Genomic DNA, 18,434 nt, shown 5'->3' with positions numbered 1-18,434 from the left:
AGGGTCGCGAGTGGGGGAGACTCGATGAAGAGTGCGGGAATCGCGTTTTTCGCCATCGGTGTGGGTTCGTTGTGGATGCGCAGCACCGGAAAGCAGTACTCGTTCCTGGAATGGGCCGAAGGTCTGCAACCGGTGTTCGGGATCGTGCTCGCAGTGGTCGGAGTGATCCTGTTCGGTGTCGCGTCGCTGAGCAAGAGGAGCAGCTGAGCCGTCGTGGGTGGGGTGCTCTTGGGGGTCGCCGGGCTCGCTTTGCTGGACAGCGCGAACCCGTCGGCGTTGGCGGTGACGGTCTACCTGTTGCTCACCGGTGGCAGGGTGGGGCGCAAGGTGCTGGCGTACGTGGCGGGCATCGTGTCGGTGTACCTGCCGGCGGGTGTCGCACTGTTGCTGGGCGCGGGATTCGTCGGCGACCGGCTGTCGGCGGCGGTGAGCAGCGATGTGGGATACGTGCTGCAGGGCGTGATCGGCGTCGTGCTGTTGGTGTACGGGTACTGGCCGCGGAAGCCCCGGCAGGACGACGAGCCGGACCGGGCCGAGAAACGACTGAGCGAGTCGCAGTCGCTGGGTGCGGTCTTCGGGCTCGGGGCGCTGATCTCCGTGGTCGAGTTCTCCACGGCGTTCCCGTACCTCGGCGCGATCGGTGTGCTCGGGTCAGCTCAGCAGCCGTTCGTGCTGAATCTGCTCGTGCTGGTCGGCTACAACGCGGTGATGGTCCTGCCGCCGCTGGCGATCTGCGGCGCGTTCCTGCTTTTCCGGGACCGCGTCGAACCGCATCTCCGGCGTGTCCGCAAGAAACTGGTCGAGGAGACCAGGAAAACGTTTCTCTGGATTCTCACCGCGGTCGGCGCGTTGCTCGTGCTGAGCGCCGTTCACCATTTCAGGTTGCACGAGCTCATCTAGTCCATTTCGGGGGAGCCATGGACGTCGCGGTCGATGTGACCGGTGTGGAGAAGTCCTTCGGCGGTCATCGGGTGCTGTCGGGACTGGACCTGCGGGTGTCGCGTGGCGAGGTGGTCGGGTTGCTGGGGCGCAACGGCGCGGGCAAGACGACCACGGTGCGCATACTCGCGACGTTGCTGGACCCGGACGGCGGCCGTGCCTCGATAGCCGGGCACGACGTGGTCCGCGACCGCCGCCGAGCCCGTGCGTGTCTCGGGCTGGCGGGTCAGTACGCGGCCGTCGACCAGCACCTCACCGGCCGCGAGAACCTGGTTCTCATCGCCCGTCTGCACCAGCTGGGCCTGCGCGGGTCACGGGCCAGGGCAACAGAACTGCTGGCGAGCTTCGGCCTGGACACGCACGCCGACCGCCCGGTGCGCACCTACTCCGGTGGCCTGCGCCGCCGCCTGGACCTGGCGATCAGCGTGATCACCGACCCGGCCGTGCTGATCCTCGACGAACCCACCACCGGACTCGACCCGGCCAGTCGCGCCGCGGTGTGGCGACTGGTGCTCGACCAGGCAGCGGCCGGAGTGGCCGTCCTGCTGACCACCCAGTACCTGGAGGAGGCCGACCGCCTGGCCGACCGGGTCGTCGTGCTCGACGGTGGCCAGGTCGCCGCGGAGGGCACGCCGGCGGCGTTGAAGCGCGGCATCGGCGGAGACGTGCTGGAGATAACCGTCGCCGCAGCGAGTTCTCTGTCCTTGGCCGCGTCTGTGCTGGCGGACGTCGCGACGGCGGAACCCGTGGTGCGTCCCGACCAGCGCAAGGTCCAGGTACCCCTGTCCGGTGGTATCGAAGCGATCGCGGTCGCTTCCTCCGCCCTGAACCGGTCGGGCGTCGAAGTCGAGGACTTCGCCATCAGAAGACCTTCGCTGGACGAGGTCTTTCTGGGGCTGGTGTCCGGGGTGAGCGCGTCATGAGCATGACGATGGACGTGCTGGCGTTGTCCGGCAGGCACACCAGACACCTCGTGCGTCTGCCGGAGAAGCTCATCGGCGTCGTCCTCGGTCCGATCATCGTCGTGCTGCTCTTCGGCTTCCTGTTCGGCAACGTGGTGGTCGTGCCCAGCGGTCCGTACCAGGAGTTCGTGGTGGCGGGCGGCCTGGCCCAGGTGATGCTGTCCCTCGTGGGCGGTACGGCGGCGGGCATCTCCGACGACCTGCGCAACGGCCTGGTGGACCGCTTCCGCTCCCTGCCCGTCCACAACGTGTCGGTGCTGTTGGCCCGCACGATCTCCGACCTGCTGCTGGCCCTCGTCTCCTGCCTGATCATGGCCGTGGTGGGCCTGTTCATCGGCTGGCGCGTCCACACCGGCCCGCTGGAGGTGGTGACCGGCTTCGCGCTCCTGTCGTTCCTGGGTTTCACCATGGCGTGGACCGGTGCCCTGATCGGCCTCAAGATGCGCAGCGCCGAGGCCGTGAACTCCCTGACAGCGCTGCTGATGGTGCCTCCGGCACTGCTGTCCAGCGCGCTGGTCCCAGCGGAGTCCCTACCGGGTCCGTTGCGTGACATAGCGATGTGGAACCCGGTGAGCGGAATCGTCAACGCCACCAGAGAGCTCTTCGGCAACCAGCCGCCGCCGTCCGCCGACGCGGCGTTCCCACTGAGGCATCCGTGGGAGGTGGCGGTGGCGGCACTTCTCGTGTTGCTGGTCGTGGTCGCACCGCTGGCGGTGAAAGCCTTCCAGCGCGCCGAACCACGCTGACAGCACCTTCTCGGACAGCTGCTGCTCTCGTACGATGTCGCCGTGTTCGCCCTTCTGCGGTCGGTCTGGGACGAGCCACGGCCGGCACGCGCGGCGGCACGGCCGTGGCACGACTGGGCGTTGGTCGGCGCCCTGCTGGTGGTCGCCGTGCTCGAGACGGCGCTGCGGCCGGACCTGAGCTGGCGGGTCGGTTCGCTCGTCCTCGTCGTGGTGTTGCTGCCGTTGCTGCTGGTGCGCCGGAGCAGGCCGTTGCTCGCGGTGGCCGCGGCGTTCGGGATCGCCGCGGTGGCGTCGCTGGTGTTCGGGGGCGAGTCCGACCTCACCGTGCTGGTGTTCATGGTGCTGTTCCCGTTCTCGCTGTTCCGGTGGGGGTCGGGGCGGGAGTGGGTGCTCGGGCTCGCGGTCATGCTCGGCAAGGTCGGGCTGTCCGTGGTGCTCGGCTACACCGGTCCCGGTGACGCGGTGGCCGGGTGTGCCGTGCTGGGGACGGCCTGTGCGGTCGGTGCCGCGGTGCGGTATCGGGGGCGGGCCCGGGCTCGGGAGCTCGAGCAGGTCAAGTCGCTCGAACGCGAACGGCTGGCACGGGACCTGCACGACACCGTGGCCCACCACGTGTCGGCGATGGCGATCCGGGCCCAGGCCGGGCTGGCGACGGCGGCGCACCGGCCCGAGGCGGCGACCGAGGCGCTCGCGCTGATCGAGTCGGAGGCCTCGCGGGCGCTCGCCGAGATGCGCACGATGGTGCGGGCGTTGCGGCACAACGACTCCGCGGACCTGGCGCCCAGTCCCACGGTCTCCGACGTCGAGCTGCTCGCCAGCGCGGGCAGGCCCGGTCCGGAGGTGGACGTGCGGATCGACGGAGCCGTCGGCGGCCTGCCGAAGTCGGTGGGAACGGCGATCTACCGGCTCACCCAGGAGTCGGTCACCAACGCCCGCAGGCACGCCCGGCACGCGACCCGTGTCGAGGTGAGGGTCACCGTCGGCGAGGAGTCGGTGCGGCTGCGGGTCAGCGACGACGGCACACCCGGAAACGCCCGCTTCCTGCAGGGGCACGGGCTCATCGGCATGAAGGAGCGGGCGACGTTGCTCGGTGGCACCTGTGAGGCGGGCCCGGACGCGGAGGGCTGGACGGTGACCGCGGTGCTGCCGCTGAACGGGGCCGCGCGATGAGCGTCCGCGTGCTCGTCGCCGACGACCAGGAGATCGTCCGCACCGGCCTGTCGATGATCCTCGCCGTCCAGCCGGGCATCGAGGTCGTCGGAGAGGCGCCCGACGGACGGCAGGCCGTGGAGCTGGCCCGGAGGCTGCGGCCGGACGTGTGCCTGTTCGACATCCGGATGCCCGGGATCGACGGCATCGAGGCCACCCGGTTGCTGGCCGGGCCCGGTGTCGCCGACCCGCTGGCCGTCGTGGTGATCACCACGTTCGACCTCGACGAGTACGTCTACGCGGCGTTGCGGGCGGGCGCCAAGGGGTTCCTGCTCAAGGACGCGGGTCCCGCGCTGCTCGCCCAGGCGGTCCACGCCGCGGCCGCCGGTGACGCCCTGATCGCGCCCAGCGTCACCGCCCGGCTGCTGGACGCGTTCGCGGACACCGGCCCGGCGACTCCCAGGCAGCCCGTCGACCCGCTCACCGATCGGGAGGAGCAGGTGCTCGCCGCCGTCGCCCACGGGCGCACCAACAGCGAGGTCGCCCAGGAGCTCCACATCACGCTGAGCACCGTGAAGTCGCACCTCGCGAGCCTGATGGCCAAGATCGGCGCGAGGAACCGGGTCGAGGTCGCCATCTGGGCCTACGAGACCCGGCGGGTCCGGCGGTCAGCCGAAAGTACGACGAGCACGCCCGACCATCGGCCAGGATGATCGAGGCCCTTCCGCCGATGATCCGACCGAGCCCCGGACGCCACGATTCGGGGCATGAACTCCAAGTCCGACAAGCTGATCCCGGCCGCGATCATCCTGCTCAGCGTCGTCCCCGTGCTGGGCGGTGTGTTCCGGCTGACCGAGCTCGGCGGAGCGGAGATCACCCCGGACAACGCGCGGTTCTTCGCCTCGCCCGTGCCCGTGGTGGTGCACGCCGTCACCGTCAGCGTCTACAGCCTGCTCGGGGCCTTCCAGTTCTCCCCGTGCTTCCGCCGCGGCAGACCCGGCTGGCATCGGCTCGCGGGCCGCGTCCTGGTCCTTTGTGGACTCCTGGGTGCGTTGTCGGGTCTCTGGATGACCGTGTTCTACCCCAAACCGGCTGACGTGGGCGCGTTCCTCACCGGCATCCGGCTGGTGTTCGGCACGGCCTGGGTGGTGTTCCTCGTGCTGGGGTTCCTCGCCATCCGCCGCCGGGACGTCCTCGGGCACCGCGCCTGGATGGTCAGGGCCTTCGCGATCGGCCTCGGTGCCGGCACCCAGGCCGTGCTGCTCGGGTCGTGGATCGCCGCCACCGGCCCGCTCGACCAGCTCACCAAGGCACTGCTGATGCTCGCCTCCTGGGTGGTCAACCTCGCCGTGGCGGAGTGGGTCATCCGTGCGCCCCGGCGCACGACCACCCGCGTCGCACTGGCCCGAGGAGCACACCGATGAAGGCGATCGTTCAGGACCGGTACGGCTCTCCGGACATGCTGGAGCTCCGCGACGTCGAGCCACCGTCCGCCTCCGGCAACGAGATCCTCGTGCGGGTGCGCGCGGCCGCGGTCAACGCGTACGACTGGCACGTCATGCGCGGCGACCCCTACCTGGCCAGGCTGACCGGCATCGGCGTCGCGCGCCCCAAGGCCATGATCCGCGGCCGTGACTTCGCGGGCACCGTCGAGGCGGTGGGCAGGGACGTGCGGCGCTTCCGCCCGGGAGACGAGGTGTTCGGCGACCTCGGCACCGCCGACGGCGCGTTCGCCGAGTACGTGGTGGTGCCGGAGGACCTGGCCGAGATGAAGCCGGCCACTCTCACGTTCGAGCAGGCCGCCGCGATCCCGTTGGCCGGCCAGACCGCGCTGAAAGGCCTGCGCGACGACGGAGGACTCCGGCAGGGCCAGCGCGTGCTGATCAACGGCGCGTCCGGAGGCGTCGGCACGTTCGCCGTGCAGATCGCCAAGTCCCTGGGCGCCACCGTGACCGGCGTCTGCCGCACGAGGAACGTCGACCTGGTGAGGTCGCTGGGCGCCGACCACGTCGTGGACTACACCGTGGACGACTTCACCAGAACCGGCCAGCGCTACGACCTGGTCTTCGACCTCGTCGGCAACCACCCGCTGACCGCCCTGCGCCGTGCGCTCACGCCGGGCGGGACGATCGTGCTGTCCGGCGGGGGAGTGTTCGACGGTGGCAGCCTCCTCGGCCCGATGAGGCTGATTCTGGGCGCGAAGCTGCGCGCGCCGTTCGTCCGCGACAACCTGGTCGTGCTCACCACGGCGGCCGGACGCGAGTACCTCACGGCCCTGCGGCACCTCGCCGAGTCGGGAGCCTTCACCCCGGTCGTCGACCGCACCTACGCGCTGGCCGAGGCACGCGAGGCCCTGCGGTACGTCGAGACCGAGCACGCCCGCGCGAAGGTCGTCCTCACGGTGTGAGGATAATGCTCAGCATGCTGAACAAAGTGCTGCGGCGCGGTGCGGCGGCCCTCTGCGTCGCCGTGCCGCTGGTCCTGCTCGCCCTGGCGTGGGGGCCGCTGACCAACGGCCACCCCGCACACCTCGTGCTGCTGGGCGTGGCGGTGCTGGCCGGCGCAGGCCTCGCGCTGTGGCAACGGGTTCCGTCGTGGCTGGCGGTGTTGCTCGCGATCGTCCTTCTCGTACCGTTGGTGTACCTCCAGCCGTTCGCGGCCACACAGGACACCGACGGCGCGACGGTGCTGCGCCCGGACGGCCCGGCCAAGGCAGGCCTGGTGTTCCACCCCGGCGCGCGCGTCGACCACCGCGCCTACGTCCCGTTGCTCCGACGCGTCGCCGACCGGGGATTCCTCGTGGTCGTGGTGAAGGAGCCGCTGAACCTCGCACTCCTGGCCGGCGACACGAAAGACCTCCGCGCCGCCCACCCCGATGTGCCGGTGTGGGCGGTCGGTGGCCATTCGCTGGGCGGTGTGGCGGCGGCGCGGGACGTGCTCGCGGACCCGTCGACGCGCGGCCTCGTGCTGTGGGCGTCCTATCCGGTCGACGACCTGTCGGGCCGTGCGGGGCTGGCCGCGTGGTCGATCAGCGGCTCCCAGGACGGCTTCACGACTGCCCAGGACGTGGCCGACTCGCGCGAGCTGTTGCCGCCGGACACCCGCTTCGAGGAGATTCCCGGTGCGGTGCACGCCTTCTTCGGTGACTACGGCGACCAGCCAGGTGACGGCGTGCCGACGGTGTCCCGTGCCGAGGCGCAGGAGCAGATCGTCGAACGGACCGTGGAGGCGTTGACGGCACTGGGGTAGCCGGGGCCGCTACTCGAACACCCCGTACCCCGCGACGGCGTGTGCCCGCACGCCGTCCATGTCGAGCTCCACGCCGATGCCGGGGGTGTCCGGCAGCGTGATGTAGCCGTCCTTCACGATCGAGCCGCTGCCGTCGGGGGCGCGGACGTAGCTGTCCCACACCTCCCGCTCCTCCAGCGCGTGCCACTCCTGCACGTAGAAGTTGGGGATCGCCGCGCACTGGTGCGACGTGGCCATCGTGCCCAGCGGTGTCGACACCAGGTGCGGCGCGAACGGGATGTAGTGCAGCTCCGCGAGGTTGGCGATCTTCTTGGCCTCGGCGAGGCCGCCGCACTTCGGCACGTCCGGCTCGATCACGTCCACGGCGCCGCGTTCGAGCAGCTCGCGGAACCCCCAGCGCAGGTAGAGGTTCTCGCCCGCGCAGATCGGGGTGCGGGTCTGCTCCCGCACCCGCACCAGTGCGTCGACGTTCTCCGCGGGCAGCGGTTCCTCCAGCCACATGAGGTGGAACGGTTCGAGCTCCCAGGCGATCCGGCACGCGCTCGGCACGTCGTAGCGCGCGTGCAGGTCGATGGCGAGGTCGACGTCCGGGCCGATCGCCTCGCGGACGGCGGCGACGCGGTCGACCATCGAGCGCAGCTCGGCGTTGTTGATCGTGTGGTTGAAGTCGTCGAACTTGGCGGGGTGGCGCAGGTCGTCGATGTCGAACTTGATCGCGGTGAAGCCCTCGGCGACCATCCGCTGGGCCCGGTCCACGCACCCGGAGACGGAACCGGCCGGGTCGTCGCCGTCGCCGCAGTCGGCGTAGAGGCGGACGCGGTCGCGGAACTTGCCGCCGAGCATCCGGTGGACGGGCTGGCCCGCGGCCTTGCCCGCGAGGTCCCACAGAGCGAGCTCGATGCCGGACAGGGCGATCACGAACACCCCGCCCTGTGGCCCCGCGAAGACCTTGCTCCGGCGGAGTTTCTCCCAGCAGCGCTCCACGTTGCGCGGGTCCTCGCCGATCAGGAGCGGTGTCAGGAACTGGATCATCCCGACGACGCCGGCCGCGCCGGCGTCGGGATTGGCCTCGCCGAACCCGCTGAGGCCCTCGTCTGTGTCGATCCGGACCAGCGTGGCCTCGCCGTGGTAGGCGACCACTGCCGTGGTGACGTTCACGATCCGCATTGCTCTCCCGTCTCCGGGTGGTGCAGAGGGACTGTCGCGATGCTCAACTTGTCCTATAAGCTGATGACATGCAAAGGGGACAAGAGTCTCCGGACGTTGTCAAGGTCCGGACTCTTCCGGTGCAGGTGGCCGCACACCTGACCCGGCGCATCGTCAGCGGCGAGATCGAGGACGGCCGGGGGCCGTCGGAGCTCGACATCTCGCGGGAGTTCGGGGTGTCCCGCGTGGTGGCGCGGGAGACGCTCAAGGTCCTCGCCTCGCTCGACATCGTCGAGGTGGCGCAAGGTCGCCGAGTCGTCGTCCGTCCGCCGGCCGAGTGGGACTACCTGAGCCCGTTGCTGATCGAGTGGCTGCCCGCCGAGATCGTCGGCGAGCTGTTGCAGGAGCTCGACCAGATGCGCATGCTGCTCGAACCCGAGCTCGCCGCGATGGCGGCGGCGCTCGTCACCGAAGAGACGCTGGAACGGCTCAGGGACGAGATCGGCCGCATGGCGGCGCTCGAGGGGGATCCCAACGCCTACCTCGAGGTGGACCACGAGTTCCACATGGAGATCTGCCGGGCCGCGGACAACCGCATCCTGGACCGGATCATGTACTCCGCCCGGTGGCTCGGCACGGCCAGCCGGCGCATCACCAACGAGGCGCCGGCCGCGCTGTGCAAGGCGACCGCCGACCACACGGAGATCTACGAGGCGCTCGTGGCGCGCGATCCAGACCGTGCGCGCGCGGCCATGCGCAAGCACCTGGCCAACAACTCCAACCTCATCGCGGAGAGGAAGCGGAAGGCCGGGCAGGCCTCCCGCAAGACCTAGCCGCATCGTTCGACCACCAGCAGTTCAGCGTTTCTTCGTCACATGAACGACCCGGCAGCGAGGTCCTCACCCCGTTGTCCCGCCGGTTGCAGAGTCGCCCCGTCGGTACGCGTCCGCTCGGCCGGACGCGAGAGGAGTTGTTGTCGTGGAAGAGAAAGCGGACTTATCAAGGCGTACCTTCCTGGGGATGAGCGCGCTCGGCGTGCTCGGTCTCGCCGGATGCGGGGGCGGTGGGCCCGCCGCACCGCAGGTGGACGTCAAGGTGCCCCAAGCCTTGCTCGACCAGGCGGCTCCGCTGCGCGGCGGATCCGTCGGAATGCTCTCGCAGAAGCTCTACTCGGAGTCCGCGAACAAGGCGCTCGACGCGTCGCTGCAGGTGTTCGCGCAGGCCACCGGCACGACGGTCCGCAACGACCTGGTCTCCGGGGACGCGGGCGACATGGTCGCGAAGATGGACGCCGAGGTGAAAGCGGGCACCAGCCGCGACTTCGCGTTCGTGAGCGATCGGCGGTTCGTCGGGCAGCTGCACAACCTCGGTGCCCTCACCGACGTCACCGACGTGGTCGAGGAGATGAAGAAGCTCTACGGCGAGCCCGCGACGGAGGCCACCAACTACTGCGTGTTCGGCGGCCGCTGGTTCGCGATCCCGTACCACTTCATCGCGTCCGCGATGTACCTGCGCAAGGACTGGTACACGGAGAAGGGCCTCGACCTCAAGCCCCACTACACGTGGGAAGAGTTGCGCGACAACGCTTTGGAGGTGTCCGACCCGTCGAAGAGGCGCTTCGGCTGGGGTCTCACGGTGAACCGCTCCGGCGACGCGAACGGCTTCATCGCCAACGTCATCAACTGCTACGGCGGCGCGCTCGCGGACAACACCGGCACGAAGGTGGTGCTGAACTCGCCGGAGACCGTCGCCGCCGTCACGTTCATGGGTGACATCTACACGAACCCGAAGTACGCGCCGATGCTGCCGCCCGGCATCGGGAGCTGGACCGACTCGAGCAACAACGAGAACTGGCTCGCCCAGATCCTGGGGCTCACGCTCAACCAGTTCAGCGTCTACGCCGACTCGAAGACCAAGAACAACCCGGTCTACGCCAACACCCACCCGTTCAACGGTGCCACCGGACCGGCGATCGACAAGCCGCTCGCGTTCGGCGAGTCCAACTCGTTCGTCGTGTTCAAGGGAGCGAAGAACCCCGACCTCGCCAAGCTCGTGGCCAAGTACATGGCCAGCGGGACCGCGCTGCTCGGTGTCGCGAAGGGAGCGCCGTGCCTGGTGAACCCCTCGTGGGACAAGGTGTGGGACTCCGACCCGTACTACACCAGCGGTGATCCGGCGTTCCCCGCGCTGCGGGAGCAGACCCGCACGCCGCTGCCGGTGACCACGAAGACCGGCTTCAAGTTCCCGCAGGCGCCGAGTCCCGGCGAGCAGGCCGCGACCGCCGCCTACCTGCTCACCGACATGATGCAGTCGGTCATCCAGGGCACCAGACCCGCCGACGCCGTGGCCGCGGCCCACACCCGGATGGTCCAGGTCTTCGAGCAGCAGGGCTACAAGCAGTGACCGATCTGCGCACGCGGCCGGCGCCGGTCAGCCCGGCGCCGCGCACGTCCTCCTCGCTGTCCCCGTCGCAGCGCGTGCTCGGACGCGACTGGCGCCTCGCCGCGCTGTTCGTCGGGCCGACGCTGGTGCTCGTCGCGGGGCTGATCCTGTTCCCGATCGTCGACTCGGTCCTCACCAGCACCACGGAACGCCACGGTGCGGAGACGGTCTTCGTGGGGCTGGACAACTACGCCGCCCTCGTCGGCGACACCGTGTTCCACAAAGGAGTCCTGAACTCGTTCGTCTTCACCGCGTACGCCGAGATCTTCAAGGTGACCCTCGGCCTCATCGCGGCGTTGATGCTGCACCACATGCGTCGCGGACGGGCGATCATCGCCGGCGTGATCCTGCTGCCGTGGGTGGTGCCGACGGTCGTCACGGCCTTCACCTGGCGGTCCCTGTTCGACCCGATCTTCGGCAGCGTCAACGTCCTGCTGACCGACTCCGGGATCGGGCCCGGCCTCGCCGCGATCGGTCTCGTCGACCGATGGCCGGCGGAGTGGCTGTCCGATCCCGCCCTCGCGATGCCGTCGGTCATCCTGGTCAACGTCTGGAAGGGCATCCCGTTCTTCACGGTGACGTTCCTGGCCGGGCTCAAGGCCATCGACAGCCACCTGTACGAGGCGGCGATGGTGGACGGAGCCTCGCCGTGGCAGCGCTTCGTGCACATCACGCTGCCGGGGCTGCGCCACGTCATGATCGTGACGGTGCTGCTGTCGTCGATCTGGACGTTCAACAACTTCGACCTCATCTGGTTGATGACCCAGGGCGGTCCGGGCGACGCCACCGCGCCGTACGTGATGGTGGCCTACTCGAAGGCCATCCAGCAGCTGCAGCTGGGCGCGGGGGCCGCGGTCACGCTGGTGATGCTGCCGATCATCGCCGTCCTCGTGGTGATCCTCGTGCGCATGATGCGGCGCAACGACCTTCCGGCCGCGAGTGATCTCGGACGGAGGCGGCTCACCCCCGCCCAGCGCCGGGCGCTGCCGTGGGTCGTCGTCGCGGCCTCGACCCTCGTGCTGGCCTGGGCCTCGCCGCACATCGTGTGGAAGGCGGCGCTCGTGCTCGCCGTGTTCGTGGTGCTCGCCGCCGCGGTCGGACGGGTCGTCTCGGTGCTCGCCGCGCGGGGCAACCGGCTGGCCGCGCGTCTCGTCGGCGGCACCGGTTCGGGGATCGCGCTCATCGGCTTGCTGGGCTTCGTGCTCGCGCCGCTGTACTGGATGACGGTCACGGCCTTCAAGTCCGACAACCAGATCGTGGCGCGCACCGACGACCTCTGGCCGACGCCGTGGACCACCGAGCAGTTCACGAACCTGTTCACGGGCAGGGCGTTCGGCACCTGGTACCTGAACACGATCCTGGTGTCGGTGGCGTCCACGGTGATCGCCCTGGTCTGCGCGGCACTTGCCGGATACGCGTTGGCACGGCTGAAGTTCCGGGGCTCGGAGAGCTTCACGGTGACGATCCTGCTCACGTACGTGATGCCGGGCGCGCTGCTGTTCATCCCGCTGTACCAGATGATGAGCGGGATCGGCCTCAACGACTCGTTGTGGTCGCTGGTGCTCGCCTACCCCACGTTCACGCTGCCGTTCGCGACGTGGCTGCTCGTCGGCTACTTCAAGTCGATCCCGGCCGACCTCGAGGAGGCCGCGCTGGTCGACGGCTGCACGCGGTTCGGGGCGTTCATCCGGATCGTGCTGCCACTGGCCAAACCGGGTCTGCTCGCGGTGGCGCTGTTCACGCTCACCAACGCGTGGAACGAGTTCCTGTTCGCGTTCGTGTTCATCACCAAGGACGACTACAAGACGCTGCCCGTCGGCATGCAGTCGATGATCTTCGGTGACGTCGTGCCGCAGGGCCAGCTGGCCGCGGCCTCGCTGCTGATCAGCATCCCGGTCGTCACCATGTACGCGTTCGGGCAGCGGTTCCTGACCGAGGGCCTCACCGCGGGCGCGGTGAAGGGATGAGCGAGGCGATCACCGAGGAGCACGTCCCGACGGCGTCCCGGCCGAGCGACCTGCGGATCACCGACCTGCGGGTGGCCAACCTGACCGGCGTGCCGTTCCGCTCGTCGGTCATCAGGATCGACACGAACCAGGGCCTGTCGGGCTACGGGGAGGTGCGCGACCAGGCCAGCGCGACCTACGCGCTCCTGCTCAAGAGCAGACTCGTCGGCGAGAACCCCTGCAACGTCGACAAGATCTTCCGCAGGATCAAGCAGTTCGGGGCGCACGGACGGCAGGGTGGCGGGGTCTCCGGGGTCGAGATGGCGCTGATGGACCTCGCCGGCAAGGCGTACGGAGTGCCCGCGTACGCGTTGGCCGGCGGCCGGTTCCGCGACCGGATCCGGTGCTACGCCGACACTCCGTCGCTACCGGACCCGCACGCGATGGGCGCCAGGCTGCTGGAGCGCAAGCGACGCGGGTTCACGATGCTGAAGATGGACGTCGGCGTCGACCTGCTGTGGGACGTGCCGGGGGCGTTGATCGCGCCGCCCGGTGCCCGCGAGGACCTGACGACGATGCACCCGTTCACCGGCATCCAGGTGACCGGGAAGGGCGTCGAGCACCTGGCGTCCTATGTGGACACGGTCCGGTCCGTCGTCGGGTACGACGTCGCGCTCGCCGCCGACCACTTCGGTCACATCGCCCTCGACTCGTGCATCCGCATCGGCCGCGCGCTGGAACCGTTCACGCTGGCCTGGATCGAGGATCTGATCCCGTGGCAGCTGACGGACCAGTGGCGTCAGCTGACCGAGGCCGTGGCCGTCCCGACGTGCACGGGGGAGGACATCTACCTGCTCGACGGCTTCCGTCCGTTGCTCGACACCGGTGCCATCCGCGTCGTGCACCCCGATCCGGCGACGGCGGGCGGGATCGCCGAGACCAAGCGGATCGGTGACCACGCGCAGGAACGCGGCATCCCGATGGCGCTGCACCTCGCGGCGTCCCCGATCGCGACGATGGCGTCCGTGCACCTGGCCGCGGCCACGGAGAACTTCCTCGCGCTCGAACACCACGCGGCCGAGGTGGAGTTCTGGAGCGACCTCGTCACCGGCCTGCCGCGCCCGCTGATCCAGGACGGCCACATCACGGTGCCGGACACGCCGGGACTGGGTTTCGGCGACCTCGACGAGGAGCTGCTGCGATGCCACCTCGACCCGCGCGACCCGGTGTTCTTCGCCGAGACGACGCACTGGGACGGCGAGTCGAGCCACGACCGGCTGTGGAGCTAACGCCCCTGCTCGGCGCGCCACCGCTCGTACTCGGGCCGGGCGTCCTCCGACAGCGGGTAGTACCTCCGCAGGTCACCGCCCTCGGCCAGCTTGATCCGGGAGAACTCCTCCCACTCCGCGTGTTCCCGGGCGACGGCGACGAGGGCGGGCGCGAGCTTGACCGGCACCACGACCGCGCCGTCGTCGTCCGCCACGACGATGTCGCCCGGCTCGACGATCGTGCCCCCGCACGCCACCGGCACGTTCACGGCGGTCGGGACGATGCCGGTCTGGGCGTGGTAGTTCGGTGTGGCGCCCCGGATCCACAGCCCGAGACCGAGTTTCCTGGCCTCGCCGACGTCGCGCAGACACCCGTCGATCACGACACCGGCGCCGCCGCGACCCTTGAAGTAGGTCAGCATCATCTCGCCGAACACGCCGCTGCTCATGTCGCCGCGCGCGTCCACGACGATCATGTCGCCGGCCTGCGCGTGGTACATGACGTGCCGGTGCAGCTGCTTCTCCGGCTCCTCGTACTCGTCGACGGGGTAGAGGTCCTCCCGCTTCGGCAGGAACTGCAGTGTCAACGCGGGCCCGGCCACGCGCATGCCGGGTGTCACGGTGACCGGGCCTTGGATGAACGCGCTGCGGATGCCCATGCGGCTCAGTTCGGCGCTGGCCGTCGCGCTGCCGAGAGTCGCGAGGGCGGCGCTGAGTTCTGCGGGCGGGCGAACGATGTCGTGCGTCTCGACCACGTCGGTAGCTCCCTCGTTGGGACGTCGAACCGAGCGTAGTGCAGAAACCGTTGTGCAGAGCCAGAAAAAGTTTCGAAACCCCTGGGAGACCTACGTGCCAAGACGTTCGCCGACACACCGGGCGCTGATCGTGCTGCTGGTCGCTGTGACAACGGGCGCGCTGGTGGCCTCTCCGGGCACAGCCGCCGCCGCGGAGAATCCGTGGGCCGGGGTGGACGATGCCGTCTCCGCGTCGGGAGCGGGTCAGCAGGGGTTCACCCTCGACCGCACCGCGATGGCCTCCGCCCTGGCCGGAACCGGCACCGTCGAGGTCGTGCTGCCGACGCCCGCGGGCACGTTCGAACGGTTCGCGCTGGCCGACTCGCCGGTGATGGAGCCGGAACTTGCGGCAAGGCACCCCGAGATCAGGACGTACGCGGGCCGCGGTCTGGACGACCCGGCCGCGTCGGTCCGCGCTGACCTGACACCACTGGGATTCCACGCGTCGGTGCGGTCGCAACGCGGACACTGGCTCGTCGCGCCGTTGTCCCATCGCGACCAGAGCCTCTACGTCAGCTCCTACGGCCGTGGCCTCGAACCGTTGCGGGAAGCCGGTGTCGGGTACGCGTCACGACAAGCCCGCTCCACTGGCGCCGCCCCGAGTCCGCTCGTGCAGCGCCGCACCTACCGGCTGGCGATGATCAGCGACCCGTCCTACGCGCGCTACTTCGGCCTGGAGAACGTCACCGCGGCGAAGGCGGCCCTGGTCAACCGGATCGCGCAGATCTACGACGACGAGCTCGCGATCCGGTTGGTGCTGGCCAACGGTTCCGACAGGACCGACCTCAGCACCGACGCCGAGGCGACCGGGTCGAACGGTCCGTGCGGCGCGGCTCCCTGCTTCCTGCCGGAGGAACTGGAGCGGTGCGTGACGGGGACTCTTGGCCGTGCCGCGACGGTGCTGGGCCAGCTGGTCGGGGCGAGCAACTACGAGATCGGGCACGTCGTGCTGGGCGTCCGGGGCGGCGGCGGGGGAGTGCCGGGCGTGGGTGGTGCGCACAAGGCGGCTGCCTGCACGGGCATCGCGACTCCCACGGGTGACTACTTCGCCGTGGACTACGTGGCGCACGAGATGGGGCATCAGTTCAACGCGGAGCACACCTTCAACGGCGACCAGTACTCGTGCGGCACGGGACAACGCGTCGCCGCGTCGTCCTACGAGCCGGGCAGCGGGTCGTCGATCATGTCCTACTCGGGCACCTGCCAGCAGGACAACCTCCAGCGCCACAACGATCCCTACTTCTCCCACCGCAGTCGCACGGAGATCGGCGAGTTCACCTCCTCGACCCAGTGGGACTGGGACGAGGTGCAGAACGTGTCCCTGCGGGACTTCGGCAGTGGCGACTCGTTCACCCTGACCTACGAGGGCCGCAGGTCGGCGCCCGTCACCCACGCCGGCTACAGCCAGGAAGCGATCAAGGCCGCCGTGGAGGCGATCCTGCCCGCGGGCGCGGAGGTCGACGTGGTGGGCCTCGGGGACAACGTGAACCGGCCGACCCCGTTCGACACCACCGGTTTCCAGGTCACGTTCGGCGGAAGCCTGAGGTGGAAGAACGTCTCCGCACTGGGCATCGACCTCACCGGGGCGTCCGGGTGGGCAGGGGAGACGGTCAAGGGCGGCCCGCAGGACAACGGTGGCCACCGCGTCGAGTCCACCCGCAACCACGTGCCGGTCGTGACCGTGCCCGCGCGGCGGACCATCCCGGCGCGCACCCCGTTCGCCTTGACCGGCAAGGCCTCCGATCCCGACGGCGACCCGGTGACGTACCTGTGGGAGCAGAACGATCCGGGCGGTGAGGCCGGTACCTCGCTGGTGGACAACACCAAGACCGACGGCCCCCTGTTCCGCGTGTTCGGCACCGCCGCCGTCGTCAGCGCGGAAGACGCCCTGAAGTACCACTCGCCAGGCGCCAACACCGCGACGACCGACCCACGGCGGGTCTTCCCCGACCTCGCGCAGATCGCGGCCGGCAACACCAACGCGGTCACGGGCCGATGCCCGGCCGCGCCTCCACCTCCCGCGCCGGAGACCGGTTTCGACACGAACGTGCCGCCCGCTCTCGTCGACTGCTACTCGGAGTTCCTGCCCACCGCGGACTGGGTGGGCGTGGACGGTTCTCGCACCCTCCACTTCAGACTCACCGCCCGCGACGGCAGGCAGGGTGGTGGTGGCGTGGGCAGTGCCGACACCGAACTCGTGATCGCGCCGGGCACGGGCCCGTTCCTGGTGACCTCACACGCGTCCCGTGCGTCGTACCGGGGCGGTTCGCGGCACCAGGTCACCTGGGACGTGGCCGGGACGGCGGCCTCCCCGGTGAACGCGAGGACCGTGCGGATCACCTTCTCCACCGACGGCGGGCTGACCTTCCCGCACGTGCTCGCGGCCGGCACCCGCAACGACGGGGCCGAGACCGTGAGGCTGCCGAGGGTGCGGACCGACCAGGGCCGGATCAGGATCGAGGCCGTCGGCAACGTCTTCTTCGACCTGAACGACGCCGACCTGACCATCACCGGCTGACCTCGCGGGTTCAGCGGAGCTGGTCGTCGGTGTAGTAGCCGGAGTCGACGAGGACCTTGTGGTAGTTGGACTTGTCGACGCTCACGGGGTTGAGCAGGAAGGCGGGGACGATCTTGACGCCGTTCTCGTAGTCGTTGAGGTTGTTGAGCTGCGGCGGCGTCCGGCCCTTCAGCACGGCCTCGGCCATCGACGCCGTCGCCGTCGCCAGCTCGCGGGTGTCCTTGTAGATCGTCGAGTACTGCTCGCCCGCGATGATGGACTTCACGGAGCCGAGCTCGGCGTCCTGGCCGGTCACGGTGGGGAAGACGGGGCCGTACCCGTTGTTCTTCAGCGCGGCCAGGATGCCGAGGGAGATGCCGTCGTAGGGCGAAAGCACGCCGTTGACCTTGTTGCGGCGGTACGCCGTCGTGAGGATCTCGTCCATCCGCTTGCGCGCTGTCTCGCCGTCCCACCGCAGGGTCGTCACGGCCTGGAAGTCGGTCTGACCGCTGCGCACCACCAGCTTCTTGTCGTCGATGAACGGCTTGAGCACGGACATGGCGCCGTTGAAGAAGAACACCGAGTTGTTGTCGTCCGCCGAGCCGGCGAACAGCTCGACGTTGAACGGACCGGCCTCGGGGCCGGGGCTGCCGTCGCCGTTGCGCAGGCCGAGCCCGGTCAGCAGCGACTCGGCCTGGTAGACGCCGACGCGGAAGTTCTCGAACGTCGCGTAGTAGTCGACGTTCGGGCTGCCGCGCAGGAGCCGGTCGTAGGCGATCACCGGGATCCCGGCCTCCGCGGCCATCTGCAGCTGGCTGGTGAGCGCCGAGCCGTCCACCGACGCGATGATCAGGAGCTTCGCGCCGGCGCCGATCTGGGTCTCGATCTGCTTCGCCTGGGTGGGCACGTCGTTCTGCGCGTACTGCAGGTCGACCCGGTGCCCGCGCGACTCAAGGTCGCGCTTGATGTTCTCGCCGTCGCTGATCCATCGCTGCGACGTCGTCGTCGGCATGGTCACGCCCACGAGAGCGCCATCGGGTTTGCCCTGTTCACCGGCTGCGGGAGCACCGCACGCCGCCACGAGCAGCGCTAACACGAGCACCCCGAACTTCGACGATCGCATCCCGGCTCCTAGCGCGGACCAACTACGTTCTGTGACCTGGGCCACAAGCGGATGTGGACGTTAACAACTGGGGCCAGGGGGATCAAGCAGGGCGACGTGGAATGCGGTCCGGCCATCAAAGACACGAATGGTTCGGCGGACACCGCAGTACCGGCGTGAGGCGATCAAGAGGT

The 18,434-nt window shown here is 69.6% G+C and carries 17 protein-coding genes; 14 read left to right on the top strand and 3 right to left on the bottom strand.

Translation table 11 applies throughout. The features are described from left to right. Positions 1 to 24: 24 nt before the first annotated feature. From ACWF7A_RS00620 to ACWF7A_RS00580, 9 genes are read left to right on the top strand one after another with little or no spacing between them, the layout of a single operon-like run. Positions 25 to 207 (top strand): hypothetical protein, encoded by a 183-nt coding sequence (locus tag ACWF7A_RS00620; protein WP_452248253.1) that lies wholly within the window; start codon positions 25 to 27, stop codon positions 205 to 207. Between the two features lie 6 nt (positions 208 to 213). After that, positions 214 to 900 (top strand): GAP family protein, encoded by a 687-nt coding sequence (locus ACWF7A_RS00615; protein ID WP_452248252.1) that lies wholly within the window; start codon positions 214 to 216, stop codon positions 898 to 900. Between the two features lie 17 nt (positions 901 to 917). Then, positions 918 to 1,862, top strand: a complete 945-nt coding sequence (locus ACWF7A_RS00610; RefSeq protein ID WP_452248251.1) for an ATP-binding cassette domain-containing protein — start codon at positions 918 to 920, stop codon at positions 1,860 to 1,862. Next, positions 1,859 to 2,647 carry an ABC transporter permease gene (locus tag ACWF7A_RS00605; RefSeq protein ID WP_452248250.1) on the top strand — a complete coding sequence of 263 codons (789 nt, stop codon included), beginning with the start codon at positions 1,859 to 1,861 and terminating at the stop codon, positions 2,645 to 2,647. The genes ACWF7A_RS00610 and ACWF7A_RS00605 overlap by 4 nt, the downstream gene beginning before the upstream one ends. 42 nt (positions 2,648 to 2,689) lie before the next feature. After that, positions 2,690 to 3,817, top strand: coding sequence for a sensor histidine kinase (locus ACWF7A_RS00600; protein WP_452248249.1), 1,128 nt, complete (start codon positions 2,690 to 2,692; stop codon positions 3,815 to 3,817). After that, positions 3,814 to 4,509, top strand: coding sequence for a response regulator (locus tag ACWF7A_RS00595; protein WP_452248248.1), 696 nt, complete (start codon positions 3,814 to 3,816; stop codon positions 4,507 to 4,509). Before ACWF7A_RS00600 ends, ACWF7A_RS00595 begins: the two co-directional genes overlap by 4 nt. 54 nt (positions 4,510 to 4,563) lie before the next feature. Next, positions 4,564 to 5,220 (top strand): DUF2306 domain-containing protein, encoded by a 657-nt coding sequence (locus ACWF7A_RS00590; protein ID WP_452248247.1) that lies wholly within the window; start codon positions 4,564 to 4,566, stop codon positions 5,218 to 5,220. Beyond that, positions 5,217 to 6,203: an NAD(P)-dependent alcohol dehydrogenase gene (locus ACWF7A_RS00585; protein ID WP_452248246.1), complete on the top strand. Its 987-nt coding sequence runs from the start codon at positions 5,217 to 5,219 to the stop codon at positions 6,201 to 6,203. Before ACWF7A_RS00590 ends, ACWF7A_RS00585 begins: the two co-directional genes overlap by 4 nt. Before the next feature lie 14 nt (positions 6,204 to 6,217). Beyond that, a complete protein-coding gene (locus tag ACWF7A_RS00580; RefSeq protein WP_452248245.1) occupies positions 6,218 to 7,045 on the top strand; it encodes an alpha/beta hydrolase in 828 nt (275 codons plus the stop codon). 9 nt (positions 7,046 to 7,054) lie between these two features. Here the strand turns inward: ACWF7A_RS00580 and ACWF7A_RS00575 are convergent, their stop codons facing one another. Beyond that, on the bottom strand, positions 7,055 to 8,212 hold the full coding sequence (locus ACWF7A_RS00575) for a mandelate racemase/muconate lactonizing enzyme family protein (protein WP_452248244.1): 1,158 nt from the start codon (positions 8,210 to 8,212) through the stop codon (positions 7,055 to 7,057). Positions 8,213 to 8,280: 68 nt separating this feature from the next. Between ACWF7A_RS00575 and ACWF7A_RS00570 the strand changes: the two genes are divergently transcribed. From ACWF7A_RS00570 to ACWF7A_RS00555, 4 genes are all read left to right on the top strand, one after another. Next, positions 8,281 to 9,024: a FadR/GntR family transcriptional regulator gene (locus ACWF7A_RS00570; RefSeq protein WP_452248243.1), complete on the top strand. Its 744-nt coding sequence runs from the start codon at positions 8,281 to 8,283 to the stop codon at positions 9,022 to 9,024. Positions 9,025 to 9,211: 187 nt separating this feature from the next. Next, a complete protein-coding gene (locus tag ACWF7A_RS00565; RefSeq protein ID WP_452248242.1) occupies positions 9,212 to 10,594 on the top strand; it encodes an extracellular solute-binding protein in 1,383 nt (460 codons plus the stop codon). Further along, entirely contained in the window at positions 10,591 to 12,600 is a 2,010-nt protein-coding gene (locus ACWF7A_RS00560) for an ABC transporter permease (RefSeq protein ID WP_452248241.1), read from the top strand. Before ACWF7A_RS00565 ends, ACWF7A_RS00560 begins: the two co-directional genes overlap by 4 nt. Continuing rightward, a complete protein-coding gene (locus tag ACWF7A_RS00555) occupies positions 12,597 to 13,868 on the top strand; it encodes a mandelate racemase/muconate lactonizing enzyme family protein (RefSeq protein ID WP_452248240.1) in 1,272 nt (423 codons plus the stop codon). Before ACWF7A_RS00560 ends, ACWF7A_RS00555 begins: the two co-directional genes overlap by 4 nt. On the opposite strand, the gene ACWF7A_RS00550 is transcribed toward ACWF7A_RS00555, so the two are convergent. Next, a complete protein-coding gene (locus tag ACWF7A_RS00550) occupies positions 13,865 to 14,602 on the bottom strand; it encodes a ribonuclease activity regulator RraA (RefSeq protein WP_452248239.1) in 738 nt (245 codons plus the stop codon). The genes ACWF7A_RS00555 and ACWF7A_RS00550 overlap by 4 nt on opposite strands. A gap of 94 nt (positions 14,603 to 14,696) precedes the next feature. Here ACWF7A_RS00550 and ACWF7A_RS00545 point away from each other — a divergent pair, with 94 nt between their 5' ends. After that, the gene (locus ACWF7A_RS00545; protein WP_452248238.1) at positions 14,697 to 17,159 is read left to right on the top strand and encodes a M12 family metallo-peptidase; all 2,463 of its coding nucleotides are present in this window, start codon (positions 14,697 to 14,699) and stop codon (positions 17,157 to 17,159) included. 10 nt (positions 17,160 to 17,169) lie between these two features. On the opposite strand, the gene chvE is transcribed toward ACWF7A_RS00545, so the two are convergent. Continuing rightward, a complete protein-coding gene (chvE, locus tag ACWF7A_RS00540) occupies positions 17,170 to 18,261 on the bottom strand; it encodes a multiple monosaccharide ABC transporter substrate-binding protein (protein WP_452248237.1) in 1,092 nt (363 codons plus the stop codon). Positions 18,262 to 18,434: the final 173 nt, after the last annotated feature.

This window comes from Lentzea sp. NPDC055074, from assembly GCF_053608005.1.
The sequence above is the reverse complement of the archived record's forward strand: the minus strand, read 5'-3'. Positions and strand labels throughout refer to the sequence as shown.